Source organism: uncultured Agrobacterium sp., assembly GCF_913777885.1.
Lineage (GTDB): Bacteria > Pseudomonadota > Alphaproteobacteria > Rhizobiales > Rhizobiaceae > Agrobacterium.
Genome location: NZ_CAJYTV010000011.1, coordinates 118,610 through 137,591, shown reverse-complemented (window position 1 = coordinate 137,591; position 18,982 = coordinate 118,610). Strand labels below are relative to the sequence as shown.

The following is an 18,982-nucleotide window of genomic DNA, read 5'->3' as shown; positions in this document are numbered from 1 at the left end:
ACAAGAGAGGCGTTTATATAGAAGGCGCGCTCCGTGCAACCCTAAAAATAAACGGCTGCGGACAAAAAGGCTGAACTGTGCTTATTCTCGCGTGACGCGCCTTCCCGTCGAGGTGAACCGTAAAAATGTCCAAGCGCTTTCTTGGCGTCGTCCGCCCCTGATTAGCTTGCACCTACGGGCTCAATGGAGCTCGCCAGGGACCCGTCCACGCGTCACATTGTTGCCAGATGGGTCTCGATCGTCTCCCAACTCTGATCCATTGGATAGGCTTGCGAGATGATCGGGACCGCGAGGTGGCCATAGCGGATCGACAATTGCTTCTCGGCCGTTTCCGGATTGATGCCGGCGATCTTGCCGAGATAGATAGCGGAAGCGAGTCCCGTACGATCCGATCCAGATCTGCAATGGATAAGAATTGGTTTGGGCGAAGAGCGCATGATCTCCACAAGCGCTTCCGCCTTATCCATGGAGAGCGCCTCACGTGCGGACATTGCAAAGTCTACGTGACTGATGCCAAGCGCCTTGGATTCGGAAATCTCGTCTTTGTACCAGGTCGAACCGTCATTCTTTCCCCTAAGATTGATGACGGTTTTGATATGGTGCTCCTTGACGTAAGATGCCAATTGCTCGGCACTAGGCTGGTTAGAGCGATACAGCTCTCCAGCCAAGACCTCGTGAAAATTCCCTGACAGTTGGAGAAATCCCAGATAGCCAAAAAAGGCGAGCAGAAGGACCGTGAAAACGGTGAAAAATGCTCTGAATTTTTTTCGCATGATGCCCATCGCTCTACTGTCGTTGAGACGATGGATATTGGCTCAGCCTGACATCAAGATGAATGAAGCTTTCGGATATCTTGTGCTAAGCAGTCATGTCACCGGATGAAGATATAGACCGTGTAGAGTGCAATCAGAGCGCTGGCGACAAGGGCAGCGATCAAACCTAGGCGCTTTTCAATGAAGTGACGAATGCCTTCGCCATATCGCTGTAGCAACAGTGCCAAAATGAAAAAGCGCGCTCCGCGCGTCACAATTGCGGTGATAATGAATAATGCAAGGCTGATATTGGCCGCGCCAGACAGGATTGTCACCACCTTGATTGGAGGAAGGTGAGCCAGCCCGGACGTGATCAACAAAAGGACGATCGTCTCATAATCGACGGACGCCTTGAGATTTTCAAACGTGTCTGCCTTACCGTAAAATTCCAGGATCGGGCGGGCGATGCTTTCAAAAGCATAATGGCCAAGATACCAGCCAGCAATTCCGCCAAGGACGGAAGCGACCGTCGCTACCGTGGCATAAAAAATGGCTCGACGCGGTCTTGCCAGAACCATCGGTAAAAACAAAACGTCAGCAGGCAGAAAAAAAATCGAACTCTCGACGAACGCGATAATGGCAAGCCACCAGACCGCAGTTTTTCTCGCTGCGAGGTTCATCGCCCAGGCGTAGAGGCCCTTCAGCATTTTTCTCTCCATTCGGTCTGCTAGGATTTTCGGCAGGGGTGTGTGGCCAAAGCATTAGCTTCCACCGCGAGGCTTTGCAAATGATGCAGCGCAACATTGTGGCAAAGAGCACATAAGAATGCTGCGACGCGGAAAATACTTTTATTGAGTTTTAAGATAAATCAAAGGGCATCATGCTGCAACGCAGCAATAAAGTTGTTTGTCCTGGTATTCCTGTTCAATCGGCGTAGTATGGTAAGAGCGAGGACATACTGAGGAGGAGACAGTTATGGACTACGTTAATTTCTTTACTTCACTGAACCCGTTTATTCTCGGAATTCTCATGGCGGTCCTATTATTGGGCGCCTACAACAAGTGGGCTTCTCACTAACGCAGAGAGATGTCCGTGGAACGTCCGAGATCTTGATCGCAATCCGGCCGGCGGATTTGCGGATGGTCACCCTATGGCATGAGTGGTATCACTTCCGAAGTCGAAACGAATTCGGGAGACAGCATGACGCAGAACTTCGGCTTCAACGATACGTCAGAGAATCTCAGCACCGTTTTACAACGTCTGATCGATCAGTTGCGAGGAAACACGATCACTCTGCGAGAGTTGATGGAGGCTATCGGCGAGCAAGGGCTTCTTTTGATGTGCGCCATCGCGTCGTTGCCATTTTTGATTCCTGTCTCCATTCCCGGCGTCAGCACCGTCTTCGGTGCAGCCATCATCATGATCAGTCTTGCTGTTACCCTGAACCGCCTCCCATGGCTTCCAAAGCGCATTCTGGACAAGCAGATGGAGACTGCGCGTCTCGTGCCTGCCCTGCAAAAGGGCATCAACATCGTTTCCTGGCTCGATCGCTACATCCGCCCACGAATGCTTTCACTGACGACTGGACTCTTGATGAACAGGGTCAATGGCCTTGCCATCATGAGTGCCGGTCTCTTGCTGATGATGCCACTGGGCTTCATTCCGTTCTCGAATACCTTGCCGGGAGTTGCGATTCTTCTGTTCTCTGCAGGGATGATCCAGCGTGACGGCGCGACCGTTCTGGGCGGCTATCTGTTTCTATCGCTAACGGTGGTCTACTTCGCCGCCCTCGCCTACGCGGCGGTCTGGGCTGGACAGGGGCTCAGCAACTCGCTTTCTGGCGCTTAAGAGCGTGGCTCGTCCTTTGGGACGCTCTATCGTCTTGAACCTACGCTTCGTGCTTTCCTGACATCGATTCCGATCCACGGTCCGATGCTGTAGCGCGGTCTCGGCGCGCCTGACGGGCGCGTTTGCGATACTCCCACCAGATTGCGAGCTGTCTGCGCTTGCGGCGAACGAAACGCAAATCCTGCGACAAAACGAGAAGCCCTAGAGGCACCATCCAGAAGCCGAGGATCGGCAAGAAGCCCAGCAGACCGCCAACGACCAACAATGTGCCGATAACGATGCGCCCGACACGCGAGCGAGGCATCGCTACGCTCCATTTACCCATATGGAGTCGCCCGGTTTTGGGATGGAGACCGAAATTCACGCCAGAATACCTCGGTTGAAAAGTGTCATGAGATTTTTTTTAACATCGTCATGCCCGGAAAAGTGGGGCCTTCAGTGGATAAAACAAGGGGAATGCATTTTTTTTGAAAAAAGCGCTTGGCAAATCGTCAAAGCGTTTGTATTACCCCGCTCACGCCACGACAAGCGGCGCACGTTCCCTGGTAGCTCAGCGGTAGAGCATTCGACTGTTAATCGACAGGTCGCCGGTTCGAATCCGGCCCGGGGAGCCATTTTACAATACACCGCATTAAAAAAACCCCTTTCCTACTATCGCTGAAAAAACTGCTTAGTCTGCACATTGGTCGAAGCATGTCGCAGATGGTTTAAGCCTTGTTCATGTTTTTCGAGAATGCAGAATCAACGGCGTTCGTGAAGACCATACCCACGGTTTCCGAAAAGCGATTCCGGTTCCCACTCCAATGTTGTAGGACAAGACAAGACCGCAGCATCCGCTTCGGTCAAGTTGCAGCCATGGAGACTGCTGACATGTCTATCACCGCTTCACAATGCAGAGCCGCACGAGCGATGCTCGACTGGTCACAAGAGACGCTGGTCGAAGGTGCCGATATCGAGCTGGACATCCTTTGTGCCTTCGAGCACGGCCATAGCAAGTTGGACCTCGAACTACAGGATCGGCTTCGCGCAGCTCTGGAGAAGGCAGGCATTTCTTTTATAGACGACAATCAGACATCTGCGGCGGGCGGTCCAGGGGTGCGTATGTTGAGGTCGCCCGGCGAGTTCGATACCGACCAGAGCAAAACGGTGCAATACACGGAAAATCTGGCGCCGGACGCGCCAACAGGGGCAGGAGGCTGACATGTCGAAGAAGCAGAAAATGGAACACTCGGAGTTTTCCGGGGAATTCGAGGATGACGGCGTTACTGTTTTGGTGGATATTTTTCGGCCGGCGGGAACGCAACAGGACTGGCAACTGGAAGTCATCTCTGAAGAGGACGATGTCACCACTTGGGACGAGCCCTTTGCCACCGATAAGGATGCTTGGGAGGAGTTTCTGGCTACCTGCGAAAGAGACGGTATCCGAAGCTTTCTTGGCGACGAGGAGCCTGCTGTTCATTGATCGCGGTTACAGACACTTTGGGTTTGCGCTACGCACTCTGAAAGAGGTGGAAACCAAAAGACTAGAAGGCGGCCAGTGGTTTGGCCGCCTTGCATCTAAAAATAAGGAGCTTCGCGGCTACCCCGCGGGTGTTAGCGCTTGCCTGCGCGGCCCGATACGGCGGTCGATGTGGCTGACACCGGATCGCTTGCTGGAAATGTATCCTCCAGCCCCTCTTCGAACCCGGCCTCTGGATCACGCTCTTGCTGCGACTGTTCGCGGTTGAGCGATACGACAGCGGGTGACTGGTCAGCCGACGCCTCTGGCACTTCGCCGAGAACCGACGTGTTCCTGTCGGCGTTGATTTCCATTTCAGCTTCGCTCCAATGGCGGTCGTGGTCGCCATCGCGCCGACCTTCGCTCTCCCACTTCTCATAGGCCTTCTTGCGTATTTCGGATTCACGATCGACTTGCATGGTGCTTCTCCCGTTTTGGATATCGGGAAAACAAATTGCACTCTTATTGGTTCCTACTCGCCTGCTGCAGCGTCTATCAAGATGGGGTGAAGCATTGAGAGGAAGGAACGAAGCCACGCCCCGCCCGTTGTCGTACCGAACAGTCACTGAATAATTATGGAGCACACCATGACCGACGAAAGATCAACCACTGACCAGAACAATCATCTTGATATCAAGGAAGAAGACGTGGCTCGCTTCGAGACGGAGGGAGATCTCACGCAACATCAACAGGAAGTTGACCCAGATGAGCTGATTAGCCTGCGAGCGCGCAAACAAGCTGCACGCCAGCACGAGGACGCTTTCATCGTTGCAACTGACCTGGAAGACGATGACCAGCGTGATGCAGCGCCAGGTACTCGCGAGCAGCCATAAGGCTAAATCGCCTCGAGAGGACTTGAAGGAAAGTTTGTTCTTATTCCGAACTCCTCTCGGGTGGCGACGAGCTCCCAAGAACCCATTGCAGGCTAGGGGCGTTATCGGCCGGGTAGTCCCATCACCGACGGACCGAGACTATGGACTTCCTGCTGAAATTGGATACCTGAACGCGACCAGACTGGTTGCCGCCGAGGATTTGAGCAGTAGCACCGCTCATGCTTTTTAAAATTCCTGCGTGGTAGCGCTTGCCGCTTCTGACGACAACGACATCTCCGGGCTTGGCAGCGCCGACCGGAACGGCATAACCGAATGATTTCCAGGATTTGGCGAAACCTGATGATTTCGGAGGGGTTCGTCCAGATTGCTCCGCGACGACACTGAGGAAGTGACCGCACCATGGGGTTTTACGGGGGTTGACGCCCAAAATCGCTTTCAGCGTCTTATTGTTCTTGCCCTCATGGAGCCCGGCATACCGCTCGGCTTGGTTCAACATGCCCGCCGAGACGGGTGTTACGACTGCGGCGCAAAGCCCTACAGCCAAAAGAAACGCAGATACTCTCACACTTTTGCCCTTTAAAAGCACAGGACGTCCCGGCTCCAGCCCGCGCCGAAGTGTCCTTGCGCACATTCAAAGTAGGGCAGTCTTGGGAGCGATACTGCTCGCTCACTGCGACTGCTGTCGAGCCGTCTATGCTTCGAATTTAGCGAGAATTTGACGAGACATGGGCGTTTGTGGGTATGTTTGCCCGGAAATCGCCCATCGTGTTACCAAAACTGAGAAGCCTATTCCGGATTTTGCTCATTATTGAAAACGTCTTCTACTCCCCAACATTTGGGTTTTGTTCTCATCCCATTTTGTGATTAAAAGCCGCCCGGTCTCACTTGGGCGGCAACGAGCCGATGGCGTGAATTCATGAGCGGCATTAGTGTTCTTGCCATTGCCTCGCCGACGATCTCGGGAGCATGTGAAGCAGCATTCAGTCCACCGGCAGTGCCGCCATAGTCGGTAGACGGCCCCCAGGGGAAACAGCCGTCTTTACCTTATAAACCATTGAAAAAATTGGCTTCTACGACTACAAGCGAGATGCAAGCCGTCGTATCTGTGTCCAAAGTAGGCTCTCGCTTGTTCCTGTAAATGCCGCCATTTAGCGTAAGGGCTCGAAGCGTTCGGAAGTTGTCATAGCCGAGAATAGAAGAGCTTGGGCTCACCTGCCACATCCCGCGGCAGTTGAAACCGGTAGAGGTCACCGTCATACCATACGATTGCATAAAACCCGATTGTGATCCGAGCAACTGATCAGTCGATTTCGCACTACGGCGCCCTGCCCCATTTCAGTCTGATTCCCTCCAGGCGGCGCTGGCGTTAACGTTTCAGCAACCATTTTTTTCGCGATCAATTCGTGCTGGGAGAGAGTATTTTGAGGCAAAGATGTGTCGGCAACTCATGAGCCATCCTGACGTCGTGAGGGATTTGGCACATCAAAAAGCCACCCGGCGGGGACGCGACGGGTGGCTGAAAAGGTCATCTTCGAGAAAAGATTAAGCGGAGCGCTTAAGATGCGAGTTTGGGCATCTCCACAAGACGATTTGCATCGCGGCTTGCCTCTACAAAGGCGGTGCGTGCAATTTCGCCAGATACGCTGCCCAGAAGCGAGGCCCTGCAAAGGCGCAATGCCTGCTCATACGCCTTGCCATGGCGGCTGGGCCACTCGTGTTGGAGAAAGTCAAAGGCTTCATAAGCGCCGTTGAAGGTGCGAGGCGCGCCGTTCTCCAGGGAGATCACGACAGGCGCATCCCATTTAACTTCATTCAGCATCATCGGTGGGTCTTCCATACTCAATTCACGTGCCTCCAACGCTACCTCCGCCATATGGTTCCACTGGTTTTCATTTAAAACCAACAAAATTTACCCTTTAAAAACCATAGGTACCGCACCACCGTATTATGCTCGTTGCAACGGAGCAAAACATCTCCGCAGGCGTTAAAAGAGCAAAGCAGGAAACGCTCCATGACAAAGCAGGAAAGCCCTATAATCCTTTGGTTTCGCAAGGATTTGCGTCTGACCGACAACCGCGCTTTAGCGGCTGCTCGCGAGCATGGTGGAAGTGTGATACCCGTCTATATCCGTGAGGAAAACAACGGCACGAACGGGCCGCTGGGCGGCGCTCAGGAATGGTGGCTGCATCATTCGCTCAAGGCTCTAGCAGAGGAGTTGGAAAAGCTTGGAAGTCGCTTGATCCTTCGCAGCGGAAACTCTGCCGACACCCTGAAGTCACTTATCGAAGACACCGGGGCGAGCGCGGTCTTCTGGAATCGACGATATGACCCCGATGGCATGGAGATCGATCGCCAGCTGAAGAAGAAGCTTCGCGATGACAGGCACGAGGTTGAAAGCTTTCCAGGTCATCTTCTCCACGAACCGTCCAAGGTGACGACTAAGAGCGGTGGGCCCTACCGCGTTTATACGCCCTTCTGGCGCGCCATCGAAGGAGCGGACGAACCACCGGAGCCGATGGTCAAGCCGCGGAAGATACCGGCGCCCTCAGGCTGGCCGAAATCGGAAAAGTTGGAGGATTGGAAACTCCTGCCGACAAAGCCCGATTGGGCGAAAGACTTCGCGGAGGTTTGGGCGCCAGGCGAAGCGGGAGCAAAACAGCGGTTGGATGATTTCATCGATTCCGCGCTGAAGGGATACGAGAAGGGCCGCGACTTTCCGGCTCAGCCATCAACCTCAATGCTCTCGCCGCATCTGGCTCATGGAGAAATAACTCCAGCCCAGATCTGGCACGCCACTCGAGGCCTCTCGTCCCACATCGCCTCAAACGACATCAGCCGTTTCCGCAAGGAGATCGTCTGGCGAGAGTTCTGCTATCACCTCCTCTTTCACTTCCCCCAACTTGGCGAGAAGAACTGGAACGACAGTTTCGATGCATTCGACTGGAAAACGGATACAGCCAAATTAAACGCCTGGAAGAAGGGAATGACCGGCTATCCGATCGTAGATGCTGGCATGCGCCAATTATGGAAGCATGGCGTCATGCACAATCGCGTGCGGATGATCACGGCTTCTTTCATGATCAAGCATCTCCTGATCGATTGGCGCAAAGGCGAGACGTGGTTTCGTGACACGCTGGTGGATGCAGACCCGGCATCCAATGCAGGCAACTGGCAATGGGTGGCTGGTTCAGGCGCCGATGCCTCGCCCTTCTTTAGGATTTTCAATCCAATCATCCAGGGGGAGAAGTTTGACCCAGATGGCGAGTACGTCAAAACTTTCGTACCCGAGCTTGAAAAACTCGACGCCAAGTTCATTCACAAACCCTTTGACGCGCCAAAGCAGGTGTTGGCAAAGGCCGGGATAGAACTCGGCAAGACTTACCCAGAGCCAATCGTTAATCACAATGAGGCGCGCCAGCGCGCACTTGCCGCCTATTCCGATATCAAGAAGAGTGAATAAGGGGGTAATGGCAAGATTTTGCGCTGGAACCCTCTTCGCCAGAAGATAATTTCTTGTCACAAGGTCGATAGATAACGACATAACGGCTTTGAATCGCTGACTGGACAGAAGGCCTGATCATGACCATCCACTCTTCCGTGCTGACCGCAATTGGCAACACCCCGCTCATACGCCTCAAGGCAGCATCCGAAGCCACGGGCTGCGAAATTCTTGGCAAGGCTGAGTTCATGAATCCGGGCCAGTCGGTTAAGGACCGCGCCGCGCTCTTCATTATCCGCGATGCGGAACGCCGCGGCCTCTTGCGTCCTGGCGGCACTATCGTGGAGGGTACTGCTGGCAATACGGGCATTGGGCTGGCTCTGGTCGCGAACGCGCTTGGCTATAAGACCGTGATCGTCATTCCCGAGACGCAGAGCCAGGAAAAAAAGGACGCGCTGAAGCTCCTCGGCGCGCAGCTTGTCGAGGTCCCGGCCGCCCCCTACTCCAATCCCAACAACTATGTGAAGGTTTCCGGTCGTTTGGCAAAGCAGCTTGCCGAGACGGATCCCAACGGGGCTATCTGGGCAAACCAGTTCGACAACGTCGCCAATCGGCAAGCGCATATCGAAACGACAGCGCCTGAAATCTGGGATCAGACGGATGGCAAGGTGGATGGCTTCATCTGCGCCGTCGGCTCCGGTGGAACGTTGGCGGGCGTTGCGGACGGTCTTCGCGATTTCAATCCCGATATCAAGATCGGTCTTGCCGATCCAGAAGGTGCCGCTCTTTACGAATTCTACAAGAACGGCGTTCTGAAATCCCAAGGTTCGTCCATTACCGAGGGCATTGGCCAGGGACGCATCACGGCCAATCTCGAAGGCTTCACGCCGGACTTCGCTTATCAAATCCCCGACTCCGAAGCGCTGCCGATTATCTTCGAATTGATCACCAAGGACGGCCTATGCCTTGGGGGCTCGTCGGGCATCAACATTGCTGGCGCAATTCGGCTTGCCCGCGACCTCGGACCGGGGCATACAATCGTCACCATACTTTGTGACTACGGTAACCGTTACCAGTCCAAGCTCTTCAATCCTGACTTCCTGCGGTCAAAGGGCCTTCCCCTTCCCGCATGGCTGATTGAGAAGAAAGAGCTTTCGGTTCCGTACGAAACCGTCTGAGGTAAATGCAGCATGCCCGTGAATGCCCTGTTTCGTGATGATTTTTATCTTTCAACTTGCGAAGCGGTGGTTACGGCAGTGCATGATGATGGTGGCATAGAGCTGGATCAGACCTGCTTCTATGCCACATCCGGCGGCCAGCCCGGCGATACGGGTTTTCTCGAGCGCGCCGACGGCTCGAAGATCGAACTTGGTGTCACGCGACATGGCGACGACAAGAGCGTCATCATCCATGTTCCTCTGGAAGGCCAGCCAGCACCAGAGGTCGGCGAAAAGCTTACTCTCCATATCGACTGGCAGCGTCGCTACAAGCTGATGCGCATGCACACGGCATGTCATCTGCTGTCCGTTGTCTGCTCATGGCCGATCACTGGTGCGGCCGTTGGCGAGGACGAGTCGCGGGTCGATTTCGACATGTCCGAGACGATCGACAAAGATGCGATCACTGCCAAGCTGATGGAACTGGTCGCAGAGAACCACCCCATCTACCTTCAATGGATCACCGATGAGGAATTGGCGGCCAATCCCGGCATCGTCAAATCCAAGCATGTTCGCCCGCCGGTTGGCCTTGGCCGCGTCAGTCTTGTCTGCATCGGCGAAAACTCTTCGGTTGACAGCCAGCCCTGCGGCGGCACTCATGTATCGGAGACGCAGGAAGTTGGCGAAATTTACATCGCCAAGATCGAAAAGAAGGGCAAGGAAAACCGCCGTTTCCGCATTCGCTTCGGCAAACCCGCCGACGCTGCCTGATTTCTGGGAGAAACATCGTGAGCACCGATAAAAGCCGTTTCGTCGTTTCGGCGGACTGGGTCGAGCAGCAGCTTGGAACCCCAAATTTCCGTATTGTCGATGCCTCCTGGTATCTGCCGGCGCACAAGCGCGATGGGAAACAGGAATATGCCAGTGGCCACATTCCAGGCGCAGTCTTCTTCGATCAGGACGCAATTTCCGATCATGACACGGGGCTTCCCCATTCGCTGCCCTCCCCGGAATTTTTCGCCGAGGAGGTCGGTAAACTTGGAATTAGCGAATCCGACACGATCGTAGTCTATGATGGCCCCGGCTTTTTCTCCGCGCCGCGTGTCTGGTGGATGCTGCGCGTTATGGGCGCCGAAAAGGTTTACGTTCTGGATGGTGGTCTCGACGGCTGGAAGGCCGCGGGCAAAACACTTGAAGCGAAAGCCCCGCAGCTAGAGCCAGCAGAATTCAATGCCGAGTTCAAGGCGAGCCGCGTCACGTCTTTCTCCGATATGCGCGCCATTGTCGATACGGGTGAAAAGCAGGTGGCAGACGCCAGAGGTGCTGGCCGCTTCACCGGAGACGAGGCCGAGCCCCGCGCCGGTATGCGCTCTGGCCACATGCCGGGCGCTCGCAGCCTGCCAGCCACGGCCTTCTCAGAAAATGGCCATTTCAAGGACTTGCCGACCATCCGCAAAATGATTGAAGACGCCGGTATCGATATCTCCAAGCCTGTGGTCACAAGTTGCGGCTCGGGCGTAACCGCTGCCGTCGTGACCCTGGCGCTGGAATCGCTCGGCCACTCGGACAATTCGCTCTATGACGGCTCGTGGTCGGAATGGGGATCGAAGCAGGATACGCCTGTCGTCACGGGACCGGCAGAGCCGGTACCCCCGACGCCCTATGGTCCTTTGAAAGCCCATGTCACGCAGCTGGAAATGACATCCGCGCCTAAGGTCAGCCTGCCGGTGCCGGTCAATATCCAGACCGCGATTATGCGCACCCACAATATCCCGTTGCATTTCTATCGCTATCTTTACTGGCGTGTCGGTAAGCGCTGGCACTGGCAAAAGCGCATGCGAATGAGCGATGCCGAGCTTTCTGCCGTCTTGAACGACTCCAAGAACTGTGTGACCGTGCTTTATCTGAACGGTTCACCAGCCGGCTTTTTCGAGTTCAACAAGGGCGATGGAGAGGTCACTGAACTCTCCTATTTCGGTCTTATGGAAGAAGCGATCGGCGCCGGTGTCGGCAAATGGTTCCTGCTTCAGGCGCTCTATTCGATCTGGCAGGACAATCCGAAAAAGGTAACCGTCTCCACCAACACGCTCGATCATCCCCGCGCATTGCAGCTTTACCAGATGATGGGCTTTTCGCCGGTCAGCACCTACGAGGCCTGGGTAGAGCCATTGACCGACAGCGAGTATCTGGAAATTTCACGTCGCAGTTGAAGGCCCTCATCGCTCCGCGTGGATCAAGCCAAGCGGAGCGTTACAATTCCTGACCAAGATTGACGGCTGTCGGAATTTCCTTTGCCGGCGCATCGCCGCGATCGCCATTGCTTGCTAGAAGATGTGCGGCAATCAGCTCGCCGTGAAACCTGGCAAGCTCGTAGCAATAGGTGATTTCGCGGCGTTCTGCCGACCAGTAGGTATCCGGCCTCCCGCAGCTTCTGGCCGTCAGCTTCACCTCACCCTTGAGATCATAGGCACTAAAGCCGCGGGCAATCAGATCGAGAACCTTCGATTCCTTTACCATCGTTGCATAGATGTCGAGGAAGGGGTCGCGCGCAGGCTCGTATCGTATATCGAATTTCGTTGTTCCCGGCGTCTTGGCATGCGGCTTGAGCAGCTCAGTCCAGCGAGCAACTGTTTGCGGGTAAGCCGTTTCGCAGGCCTTCCACTCGTTTTTGGGCAGCCCCATCATCGTGGCCAGATCGCCATATCCAGCTTCATCCTTACCTACCATAAGGCAGGCCATCTGCTGATCACGCCCGACTTTTGGAACAAGCACCGTGTAGACAGGCGGATTGTGTTCTGGAAGTGTTTGCGCGCTCCGCGCCAGATACCAACTATCGGTGGCGTTGACGATTGCGGTATCCAACCATTCCTGGTTTGCCTCTAGCATGATCGTTGCCGCCAGCTCGTCCGCTGCATCCTTGCCTTCGCCCGGACTGGATAGGGCAAAATCCGAGATCAGCATCTTTGACGCTTCGTGATAGAGGCCGAAAACGGCATTACCGATGACGAAATTCACAGTCTGCTGCAATTGCTCGTCGGACAAATCGTCCAGCGCCGGCGCAACCTGCGCCTGTGCCACAGGCATGACGGAACATAGAAGAACAACCGAAAGAACGGTTCGAAACCTGCGCAGCATTGACGTCAACTTTCCAGAACGAGACGCAGCATAGATCGCTAAACAGAACGGCCCACGCAATGGGTTGGTTTCGCTTACCGACAAGAAACGGGTGGATAGCAGACCGTTTGGCGATCATAGCGGCAAAGAAGCAACTGATAGATCACCGTCAAGGAGCAGCCACGACCGCCATCTTCTTTCGCGCCATTCCTCCAGCCCATGCGCACGCCATCCGCAGTGGCGCGCCCGATTCGAACGGTCAGCCACCGGAACGGATAATCGCTATGGACAACTTTCCCTGTCGTGCTTGCCTTGGCCAGATACAGCGTGGTGAGCCGATGCTACTTCTCTCTTACCGTCCGTTTCGTCACCTACAGCCTTACGCCGAGACAGGACCGATCTTCATTCATGCCGAGCCCTGCGCTCCCCTTGAGGCGGCTCAAGTGCTGCCCACCATGCTCGACAGCACCGACTACATCGTCCGGGGCTATGATGCAGGCGATCGCATTGTCTATGGCACTGGCGCCGTGACGCCGACTGCCAAGATCGTCGTGCGTTCACAGGAACTGCTTGAAAGTCCAGACATTGCCTATTTGCATGTTCGCTCGGCGCGAAACAACTGCTTCCAGTGCCGCATCGACAGGGCGTGACGTCAAAAACGACGTCGTAGCATTGAATATTAATTTTTTCTTATGCGGCCTGCTGAGCGGGCCGTGTCACACACCTGTCATTTTGCTGATAGACTCCTCTGCAATTCGTTCTACCTTGTCCCGCGTCGAGACAGGTCAATCGTATTTCACATCAGGAGTTTCCATGTCTTCCCTTATCGGCCTTCACCCCATTACCCGCCGTTCGCTTCTCAGCGGTATTGCGGCGTCTTCGGCGCTTGTCATGCTGCATCCCTTCGCGGCGCGCGCTCAGGGCAATCAGGCGCATCTTCGCATCATGGAAACCACCGACATTCACGTCCACGTTTTTCCTTACGATTACTATGCCGACAAGCCGAACGACACGCTGGGCCTTGCCCGTACCGCATCGCTGATCGACGCCGTGCGTGCAGAGGCTGGCAACTCCATGCTGGTCGACAATGGCGACTTCCTCCAAGGCAATCCGCTTGGCGATTACATTGCCTATGAGCGCGGCATGAAGGCAGGCGACAAACATCCGGTCATCAATGCCATGAATGAGCTCGGTTACGATTGTGGCACGCTCGGCAACCACGAGTTCAATTACGGGCTCGATTTCATGTTCAACACCCTGGGCGGAGCAAATTTCCCTTATGTCTGCGCCAACCTGACAAAGGGTCAACTGGCATCGGACCCGAAGCAGGACGACCTTTTGTTCAAGCCCTATGTCATCCTCGAAAAACAGATCCGTGACGGCTCGGGCGCAACAAGCCCCATCAAGGTCGGCATCATTGGCTTTGTGCCGCCGCAGATCATGATGTGGGATGCCAAGAACCTGGAAGGCAAAGCGCAGACGCGCGACATCGTGGACGCTGCCAAAGCCTGGGTGCCGGTCATGAAGGAACAGGGCGCGGATATTGTGATAGCACTCTCCCACTCCGGCATCGACGGCAAGGGCCAGAGCGAACGCATGGAAAATGCTTCGCTTTACCTCGCTGGCGTACAGGGAATAGACGCGGTCTTTACCGGTCACCAGCATCTGGTCTTCCCTGGCCCGAAGACGTGGGATGGCATCGATGGTGCCGATCCGGTCAAGGGCACATTGATGGGCAAGCCTGCCGTAATGGCTGGTTTCTGGGGTTCGCATATGGGCCTCATCGATCTGCTGCTGGAAAAGGACGGCAAGAGCTGGAAGATCGTCGACTTCACCTCAGAAGCCCGACCGATCTATCACCGAGACGACAACCGCAAGATCGTTGCGGATGTGAAGGACAAGCCGGAGGTCATCGAAGCGGTCAAGAAGGACCATGAGGGAGCGCTTGCCTATGTGCGCCGTCCCGTCGGCAAGAGCTCCGCGCCGCTCTATTCCTACTTCGCGCTAGTGGCCGACGATCCGTCGGTGCAGATCGTTTCCAATGCCCAAACCTGGTACATCAAGGACATGCTGAAGGACGGGCAGTACAAGGACCTGCCGGTGCTTTCTGCGGCAGCACCGTTCAAGTCAGGCGGTCGTGGCGGTGCTGACTATTATACGGATGTCCCTGCCGGTGACATTGCGATCAAGAACGTCGCCGACCTCTATCTCTATCCAAACACAGTGCAGGCCGTGCTCATCAACGGCGCGCAGGTGAAAGACTGGCTGGAGATGTCGGCCGGCATGTTCAACACGGTCAAGGCAGGATCCAAGGATGCGCCGCTGCTGAACAATGATTTCCCGTCCTATAATTTCGACATCATCGATGGGGTCACCTATCAGATCGATGTCTCGAAACCTGCCAAGTTCGACAAGGATGGCAAGGCCGCCAACCCGGACAGCAGCCGCATCGTCAATCTTCAGTTCCAGGGCAAGCCGATCGATCCGGAGCAGAAGTTCGTTGTCGCTACCAACAATTATCGTGCCAGCGGTGGCGGCAAGTTCCCGGCCATCGGTAGCGACAAGATCATCTTCGTCGCGCCCGATACCAACCGCGATGTGATCGTGCGCTACATTATGGATCAGGGTACGATCAATCCATCTGCTGACGATAACTGGTCCTTCGCACCGGTCTCCGATACGACCGCCATTTTCGAAACCGGCCCGAAAGGCCGCCAATACGCGAAGGATGTGAAGGGCGCCAAGATCGAGCAAGCGGGCGATGGCGCCGAAGGCTTCGCGAAGTTCCGCCTGATGTTGGGGTAATGGCCGTGGCGGCGGCTTCAAGCCGCCGCCATCATACACATCGATAGATTTCCCTCGTTAGCTAATGGTCAGAGAGATCTTATTCCGCAGCGTCTTTGAGCGTTACGGGACGCACGGCATTCAAAAAGCTCTTATTGTCCGGGCATTTGGATAGTCGTTGCTGAAAATTGTCGATCAGCCATTGGCTCGCCGGCCCCGCAGGCGTGTCGGCTCTGCGCAGCGAATAAAGTGGATACTCGCCGAGTTCGTAGGCATCGAGATCAAGTACCTTGAGACTACCGTTCATGATGTCGCCTCGAACGAGCGATGCCGGCAATCCGCCCCAACCGAGACCACCTTTGATCAACTGATACTTGGTTGCTATGTCACTGACGCGCCATGTCTTATACGAGAGAACATTGAAATCGCGACCCTTGGTGAGGCCGGACATATCCATCACCACCATCTGCACCTCTTCGCGCACATCGGCGAGTGTCACCGGGCGGTTCAGTCTGGCCAAGGGGTGATCGCTTGCAGCGACCGGCACCATGAAAGAATGCCCAATTTTTTCGATGACCAGGCCGTCATCTTGCTGGGAGATAGCGCCACCAATGCCGATCAGTGCCTTGCGGCTCCTGACCATATCCATCACCATGCCGAGTTCGCCCACATTGAGCGTCAGCGACACGGTTGGAAATTCGCGTCTGAATTCACGCAGAACCTCGACCACCGCTTCTGCCGGGACGATCGTGCTGAGGACGAGTGGAACCTCGGCCTCCAGGCCCTGCTTCAGACCTTTTGCGCGCGAGCGCATCTCTTGCAGACCGGCTACTATCCTGCGCGCATCTTCCAGCATGGCGCGGCCTTCATCCGTCAGCCTGGACTGGCGACCGCTGCGCTCGAACAGACTGACCTCAAGCTGCGCCTCAAGATTGGCGATGGTGTAGCTGACGACTGATTGGGCACGGTTGAGAAGACGCGAAGCAGCTGAAAAGCTGCCGCTTTCGGCAACGGTCAGGAAGACCTGCAACTGGTCGAGCGTCGGATTCGCGTCCATGTCCCATCCATTTTTTCGATAACTTCATTTCAGATTATCACAGTTTTCTTGATGGCAAAACTGGCCGATACATCATCCAACCGAGCGGGTCTGTCCCGCTGCTATCTTCCCAAGACTGACAATGAGGCACTCAAATGTCGAAGATTCTTCTCGTCACCTCCAGCCCACGCGGCGACGAATCGCTTTCCAACAAGTTCGCGTCCGAGCTTGCTACCAAGATCCAGGCACAGTCGAATGGCTCGATCACCCATCTCGATCTCGGCCAGAACCCAATCCCGCATCTCGATTCAGTCACGACTTCCGCAATCCGCAAGCAAGCCGATCAGCGCACGCCGGAAGAGGCTTCCGCCGCAGACTATTCCGACAAGCGCGTCGCTGAACTGATGGACGCCGACACCGTCATCATCGGAACGGGCCTCATCAATTTCTCGATCTATTCCGGCCTGAAATCCTGGATCGACAATATCGCTCGAGCAGGCATGACCTTCAAATACACCGAATCCGGCCCGATCGGCCTGGCAACCGGAAAGAAAGTCTACATCGTTCTGTCCGCTGCTGGCGTGTACTCCGAAGGTCCCGCTGCTTCTCTTGAGCATGCGGTGCCTTACCTCAAGACCGTACTCGGCTTCATGGGCATGACCAACGTAGAAGTCATCCGCATCGAAGGCTTGGCGTTCGGTCCGGAAGCTGCTGAAAAGGCAATTGCTGCCGCAACTGCCAAGGTCGAGGAAATTGCAAAGGCCGCATGAAAAAAGCGGCCAGTCCGGCCGCTTCGTTTCAAAAATGCCGACGGTCGCGCTCGTCGCGGCCGTTATTTTTTGTCGACAAACAGATGCGGCCCGCCCTGGTCGATAATGAGCTTGGCTTTACGCACGGTGCATTCGACCGCGTCATCCATGCTGGTAAACACATCTGCGCGAACGAATTTGTGAACAAGCACCTCATCGCCGACCGTCTTTTCGATACGGCCTGCCAAGCGGTACTGCGCACCTTCCTTCATCGGCGTGGCATAGATGGTGTATTCGCCGTGCTGATGCGGTTCCGACGTTTCCGCCTTCTTCGGTGCATCCGACTGCGCAGCGCCGAAGCCGCCAAAGAGTTTCGAGAAGAACGAGGCCATGCTTTACACTTCCTGTTATCTTTTTGCAGCGTGCTCGCCGCCGTCCTGCTTCTTAAAGCGTAAGATCAGATGATGAGGTTCGCGAGGATATCGTTTTCGGTAATATCTTCGTAACCGAGCCCTGCCGCTTCGAAACGCTCGAACAGGCCGGTAAAATTTTCACGCGAGGTCGTCTCGATGCCGATCAGGATCGAACCGAAGTTGCGAGCCGACTTCTTCAGATATTCGAAGCGGGCGACATCATCGTCAGGACCAAGCAGATTAAGAAAGTCGCGAAGCGCGCCAGGGCGCTGTGGCAGGCGCAAGATGAAATACTTTTTCACCCCGGTGAAGCGCATGGCGCGCTCCTTCACGTCCGGCAGACGCTCGAAATCGAAGTTGCCACCAGAAACCACACAGATGACCCGCTTGCCTTCCAGCCTTTCACGCCCGAGTTTCTCAAGCGTTGCAATTGACAGCGCGCCGGCAGGTTCCAGCACCACGCCTTCAAGATTGAGCATATCGATAATCGTCACGCACAATGCGTTTTCCGGAACCAGTTCGACCTGCTCGGCGGAAAAATTCTTGAGCGCCTGAAAATTGAGATCGCCGATGCGAGCCACTGCGGCGCCATCGACGAAATTGTCGACCTTGTTCAGCGTGACTGACTCTCCCGCCTCAAGGCTCTTTTTCAGGCTCGGTGCGCCCTCCGGCTCGCAGAAGACAAAGTTTTCTTTCGCCACCGTTCCAGCGAAGTATCCCGTGAGACCGGCCGCGAGGCCGCCGCCGCCGACAGGCATGACCACGAGATCCGGCTTCGCGCCGTCAGGCAACTGGTCCATGATCTCCGCAGCAACCGTTGCCTGGCCTTCGATAATGTCATGATGGTCGAAGGGCGGTACCATATAGGCGCCGTTTTCTTCCACATAGGCACGCGCAGCCGCGTAGCACTGGTCGAAGATGTCGCCTACCAGTTTGATGGAAATGAATTCCGCACCGAAAATGCGGGTCTTATCGATCTTCTGCTGCGGCGCTGTGACTGGCATGAAAACCACGCCCTTCACGCCGAAATGGCGGCAGGCGAAAGCGAAGCCCTGAGCATGGTTGCCAGCGGATGCACAGACGAAAATATTGTCCTTGCCAGCGGTTGAGACAGCCTTGCGAAGAAAGTTGAATGCGCCTCTAATCTTGTAGGAACGAACAGGCGTGAGGTCTTCACGCTTCAGCCAAATCTCGGCTCCATACCGGCGGCTGAGATGTTCATTCAACTGCAACGGCGTTTCGGGAAAGATTTCCCGAACTTCGCGCCGTGCGGCTTCTACAAGCAGTTTGTCCACGATTTTCAATCCATTGAAATTCACGATGGCACCCGCTATGCCATAGGAACAGGCTCGACACAAA

The 18,982-nt window shown here is 55.3% G+C and carries 21 protein-coding genes and 1 tRNA gene; 12 read left to right on the top strand and 10 right to left on the bottom strand.

Going from position 1 to position 18,982, the window contains the following annotated elements:
- Positions 1–212: 212 nt before the first annotated feature.
- Positions 213–773, bottom strand: coding sequence for a dual specificity protein phosphatase family protein (locus tag QZ869_RS09180; protein WP_296082801.1), 561 nt, complete (start codon positions 771–773; stop codon positions 213–215).
- A 98-nt stretch (positions 774–871) separates the two neighbouring features.
- Positions 872–1,459 (bottom strand): YqaA family protein, encoded by a 588-nt coding sequence (locus QZ869_RS09175; protein ID WP_296104167.1) that lies wholly within the window; start codon positions 1,457–1,459, stop codon positions 872–874.
- Positions 1,460–1,952: 493 nt separating this feature from the next.
- Here QZ869_RS09175 and QZ869_RS09170 point away from each other — a divergent pair, with 493 nt between their 5' ends.
- Positions 1,953–2,600 carry an exopolysaccharide biosynthesis protein gene (locus QZ869_RS09170; protein WP_296082896.1) on the top strand — a complete coding sequence of 216 codons (648 nt, stop codon included), beginning with the start codon at positions 1,953–1,955 and terminating at the stop codon, positions 2,598–2,600.
- Positions 2,601–2,640: 40 nt separating this feature from the next.
- Here the strand turns inward: QZ869_RS09170 and QZ869_RS09165 are convergent, their stop codons facing one another.
- Positions 2,641–2,964 (bottom strand): hypothetical protein, encoded by a 324-nt coding sequence (locus tag QZ869_RS09165; RefSeq protein WP_296038223.1) that lies wholly within the window; start codon positions 2,962–2,964, stop codon positions 2,641–2,643.
- A gap of 175 nt (positions 2,965–3,139) precedes the next feature.
- Here QZ869_RS09165 and QZ869_RS09160 point away from each other — a divergent pair.
- The 3 genes from QZ869_RS09160 to QZ869_RS09150 all read left to right on the top strand — a co-directional run bounded on the left by QZ869_RS09160 (position 3,140) and on the right by QZ869_RS09150 (position 4,062).
- A tRNA-Asn gene (locus QZ869_RS09160) sits at positions 3,140–3,214 on the top strand.
- A gap of 256 nt (positions 3,215–3,470) precedes the next feature.
- Positions 3,471–3,800, top strand: a complete 330-nt coding sequence (locus QZ869_RS09155; protein ID WP_296038258.1) for an XRE family transcriptional regulator — start codon at positions 3,471–3,473, stop codon at positions 3,798–3,800.
- A 1-nt stretch (position 3,801) separates the two neighbouring features.
- Complete coding sequence (locus QZ869_RS09150) at positions 3,802–4,062, top strand: hypothetical protein (RefSeq protein ID WP_296022199.1); 261 nt, start codon at positions 3,802–3,804, stop codon at positions 4,060–4,062.
- 131 nt (positions 4,063–4,193) lie between these two features.
- Here the strand turns inward: QZ869_RS09150 and QZ869_RS09145 are convergent, their stop codons facing one another.
- Entirely contained in the window at positions 4,194–4,517 is a 324-nt protein-coding gene (locus QZ869_RS09145; protein ID WP_296104163.1) for a DUF2934 domain-containing protein, read from the bottom strand.
- A 168-nt stretch (positions 4,518–4,685) separates the two neighbouring features.
- Between QZ869_RS09145 and QZ869_RS09140 the strand changes: the two genes are divergently transcribed.
- Positions 4,686–4,931: a hypothetical protein gene (locus QZ869_RS09140; RefSeq protein WP_296022202.1), complete on the top strand. Its 246-nt coding sequence runs from the start codon at positions 4,686–4,688 to the stop codon at positions 4,929–4,931.
- Between the two features lie 121 nt (positions 4,932–5,052).
- Here the strand turns inward: QZ869_RS09140 and QZ869_RS09135 are convergent, their stop codons facing one another.
- Together QZ869_RS09135 and QZ869_RS09130 are read right to left on the bottom strand one after the other, a co-directional pair.
- Positions 5,053–5,427: a TIGR02594 family protein gene (locus QZ869_RS09135; protein ID WP_296022256.1), complete on the bottom strand. Its 375-nt coding sequence runs from the start codon at positions 5,425–5,427 to the stop codon at positions 5,053–5,055.
- A gap of 1,059 nt (positions 5,428–6,486) precedes the next feature.
- Positions 6,487–6,753 (bottom strand): DUF982 domain-containing protein, encoded by a 267-nt coding sequence (locus QZ869_RS09130; RefSeq protein ID WP_296022258.1) that lies wholly within the window; start codon positions 6,751–6,753, stop codon positions 6,487–6,489.
- 189 nt (positions 6,754–6,942) lie between these two features.
- Here QZ869_RS09130 and QZ869_RS09125 point away from each other — a divergent pair, with 189 nt between their 5' ends.
- From QZ869_RS09125 to sseA, 4 genes are all read left to right on the top strand, one after another.
- Complete coding sequence (locus tag QZ869_RS09125; protein ID WP_296104161.1) at positions 6,943–8,391, top strand: deoxyribodipyrimidine photo-lyase; 1,449 nt, start codon at positions 6,943–6,945, stop codon at positions 8,389–8,391.
- Between the two features lie 119 nt (positions 8,392–8,510).
- On the top strand, positions 8,511–9,548 hold the full coding sequence (locus tag QZ869_RS09120) for a cysteine synthase A (RefSeq protein WP_296022207.1): 1,038 nt from the start codon (positions 8,511–8,513) through the stop codon (positions 9,546–9,548).
- Positions 9,549–9,560: 12 nt separating this feature from the next.
- Positions 9,561–10,298, top strand: coding sequence for an alanyl-tRNA editing protein (locus QZ869_RS09115; protein WP_296100985.1), 738 nt, complete (start codon positions 9,561–9,563; stop codon positions 10,296–10,298).
- 17 nt (positions 10,299–10,315) lie between these two features.
- The gene (sseA, locus tag QZ869_RS09110; protein WP_296104158.1) at positions 10,316–11,737 is read left to right on the top strand and encodes a 3-mercaptopyruvate sulfurtransferase; all 1,422 of its coding nucleotides are present in this window, start codon (positions 10,316–10,318) and stop codon (positions 11,735–11,737) included.
- A 40-nt stretch (positions 11,738–11,777) separates the two neighbouring features.
- On the opposite strand, the gene QZ869_RS09105 is transcribed toward sseA, so the two are convergent.
- On the bottom strand, positions 11,778–12,662 hold the full coding sequence (locus QZ869_RS09105) for a DUF4344 domain-containing metallopeptidase (RefSeq protein ID WP_296100984.1): 885 nt from the start codon (positions 12,660–12,662) through the stop codon (positions 11,778–11,780).
- A 113-nt stretch (positions 12,663–12,775) separates the two neighbouring features.
- Between QZ869_RS09105 and QZ869_RS09100 the strand changes: the two genes are divergently transcribed.
- Together QZ869_RS09100 and QZ869_RS09095 are read left to right on the top strand one after the other, a co-directional pair.
- Complete coding sequence (locus QZ869_RS09100) at positions 12,776–13,291, top strand: DUF1203 domain-containing protein (protein WP_296104628.1); 516 nt, start codon at positions 12,776–12,778, stop codon at positions 13,289–13,291.
- Positions 13,292–13,454: 163 nt separating this feature from the next.
- Positions 13,455–15,446, top strand: a complete 1,992-nt coding sequence (locus QZ869_RS09095) for a bifunctional 2',3'-cyclic-nucleotide 2'-phosphodiesterase/3'-nucleotidase (RefSeq protein ID WP_296104155.1) — start codon at positions 13,455–13,457, stop codon at positions 15,444–15,446.
- Between the two features lie 79 nt (positions 15,447–15,525).
- On the opposite strand, the gene QZ869_RS09090 is transcribed toward QZ869_RS09095, so the two are convergent.
- Positions 15,526–16,482 carry a LysR family transcriptional regulator gene (locus QZ869_RS09090; RefSeq protein WP_296073794.1) on the bottom strand — a complete coding sequence of 319 codons (957 nt, stop codon included), beginning with the start codon at positions 16,480–16,482 and terminating at the stop codon, positions 15,526–15,528.
- 134 nt (positions 16,483–16,616) lie between these two features.
- Here QZ869_RS09090 and QZ869_RS09085 point away from each other — a divergent pair, with 134 nt between their 5' ends.
- Positions 16,617–17,231 carry an FMN-dependent NADH-azoreductase gene (locus tag QZ869_RS09085; protein ID WP_296104151.1) on the top strand — a complete coding sequence of 205 codons (615 nt, stop codon included), beginning with the start codon at positions 16,617–16,619 and terminating at the stop codon, positions 17,229–17,231.
- A 62-nt stretch (positions 17,232–17,293) separates the two neighbouring features.
- On the opposite strand, the gene QZ869_RS09080 is transcribed toward QZ869_RS09085, so the two are convergent.
- Both QZ869_RS09080 and ilvA read right to left on the bottom strand, forming a co-directional pair.
- Positions 17,294–17,602, bottom strand: a complete 309-nt coding sequence (locus QZ869_RS09080) for an HlyU family transcriptional regulator (RefSeq protein WP_296104148.1) — start codon at positions 17,600–17,602, stop codon at positions 17,294–17,296.
- A 65-nt stretch (positions 17,603–17,667) separates the two neighbouring features.
- Entirely contained in the window at positions 17,668–18,918 is a 1,251-nt protein-coding gene (ilvA, locus tag QZ869_RS09075) for a threonine ammonia-lyase (RefSeq protein WP_296104146.1), read from the bottom strand.
- Positions 18,919–18,982 lie beyond the last annotated feature (64 nt).

What these genes read in the sequence shown, in the direction of transcription:
- QZ869_RS09180 (WP_296082801.1), bottom strand. Translation starts at nt 773, where the DNA reads ATGCGAAAAAAATTCAGAGCATTTTTCACCGTTTTCACGGTCCTTCTG.
- QZ869_RS09175 (WP_296104167.1), bottom strand. Translation starts at nt 1,459, where the DNA reads ATGCTGAAGGGCCTCTACGCCTGGGCGATGAACCTCGCAGCGAGAAAA.
- QZ869_RS09170 (WP_296082896.1), top strand. Translation starts at nt 1,953, where the DNA reads ATGACGCAGAACTTCGGCTTCAACGATACGTCAGAGAATCTCAGCACC.
- QZ869_RS09155 (WP_296038258.1), top strand. Translation starts at nt 3,471, where the DNA reads ATGTCTATCACCGCTTCACAATGCAGAGCCGCACGAGCGATGCTCGAC.
- QZ869_RS09150 (WP_296022199.1), top strand. Translation starts at nt 3,802, where the DNA reads ATGTCGAAGAAGCAGAAAATGGAACACTCGGAGTTTTCCGGGGAATTC.
- QZ869_RS09145 (WP_296104163.1), bottom strand. Translation starts at nt 4,517, where the DNA reads ATGCAAGTCGATCGTGAATCCGAAATACGCAAGAAGGCCTATGAGAAG.
- QZ869_RS09140 (WP_296022202.1), top strand. Translation starts at nt 4,686, where the DNA reads ATGACCGACGAAAGATCAACCACTGACCAGAACAATCATCTTGATATC.
- QZ869_RS09135 (WP_296022256.1), bottom strand. Translation starts at nt 5,427, where the DNA reads ATGTTGAACCAAGCCGAGCGGTATGCCGGGCTCCATGAGGGCAAGAAC.
- QZ869_RS09130 (WP_296022258.1), bottom strand. Translation starts at nt 6,753, where the DNA reads ATGATGCTGAATGAAGTTAAATGGGATGCGCCTGTCGTGATCTCCCTG.
- QZ869_RS09125 (WP_296104161.1), top strand. Translation starts at nt 6,943, where the DNA reads ATGACAAAGCAGGAAAGCCCTATAATCCTTTGGTTTCGCAAGGATTTG.
- QZ869_RS09120 (WP_296022207.1), top strand. Translation starts at nt 8,511, where the DNA reads ATGACCATCCACTCTTCCGTGCTGACCGCAATTGGCAACACCCCGCTC.
- QZ869_RS09115 (WP_296100985.1), top strand. Translation starts at nt 9,561, where the DNA reads ATGCCCGTGAATGCCCTGTTTCGTGATGATTTTTATCTTTCAACTTGC.
- QZ869_RS09105 (WP_296100984.1), bottom strand. Translation starts at nt 12,662, where the DNA reads ATGCTGCGCAGGTTTCGAACCGTTCTTTCGGTTGTTCTTCTATGTTCC.
- QZ869_RS09095 (WP_296104155.1), top strand. Translation starts at nt 13,455, where the DNA reads ATGTCTTCCCTTATCGGCCTTCACCCCATTACCCGCCGTTCGCTTCTC.
- QZ869_RS09090 (WP_296073794.1), bottom strand. Translation starts at nt 16,482, where the DNA reads ATGGACGCGAATCCGACGCTCGACCAGTTGCAGGTCTTCCTGACCGTT.
- QZ869_RS09085 (WP_296104151.1), top strand. Translation starts at nt 16,617, where the DNA reads ATGTCGAAGATTCTTCTCGTCACCTCCAGCCCACGCGGCGACGAATCG.
- QZ869_RS09080 (WP_296104148.1), bottom strand. Translation starts at nt 17,602, where the DNA reads ATGGCCTCGTTCTTCTCGAAACTCTTTGGCGGCTTCGGCGCTGCGCAG.